This is a genomic window from Anaerotruncus sp. G3(2012), assembly GCF_000403395.2.
Taxonomy (GTDB): Bacteria; Bacillota; Clostridia; order Oscillospirales; family Ruminococcaceae; genus Anaerotruncus.
Window position 1 is genome coordinate 435,066 of record NZ_KE159657.1, and the last position, 695, is coordinate 435,760.

The window sequence follows — 695 nt, forward strand, 5'->3', positions numbered from 1 at the left end:
TTATCTTTTTGGCTTTTGTCTTTTTTGCTCTCATTGTCGATGTGCTTATGTGAACACTACCTAGGATTGTTAAAGCGGGGGATCGTTCCCATCTTCTCACCCCCTTTCGTTGGGGGATGTAGTGGTCCTCTCCCTTTCCGCTAATAAAGCGAAATGATTTGGCTAAACTGTGCGTTAAATTGGCTGTTTTTGCAAAAAAATTTTGGCAATAAAAAACCGCTGTCAGTTCATGTAACTGGCGGCGGTTTTTCATTGCTAAATTATGGATTTTTGAAACAAGTAAGCTTTTTAAATTTTCAGTAGGGCTATAAATTCCGTTAAGGCAATGGGGATGGTGTTATCCCCACTTGATTCTAAAAACATGGCTGTTTACATCTCCTTAGAGCCTGTTTAATGTCCAATACAGATAATGGTCCTAACATTAATGGTGGTAAAAAATAAACACCATAAATTCATTTTTTAATATGGGGAAAGGCTGTAGAATATAAGAGCCGGGAGGTGAACTGCTGGTGGCAAGTAACAAACACAAAATAGCGTCAGTTGATATAACAGATAAGATGGGAGAGCGGATTAAAACTGCTCGTGAAGATCGTGGTTATACTAGGTAGTGTTCACATAAGCACATCGACAATGAGAGCAAAAAAGACAAAAGCCAAAAAGATAATATCCAGTTTGTCATAGCGGGTAAAAATGCG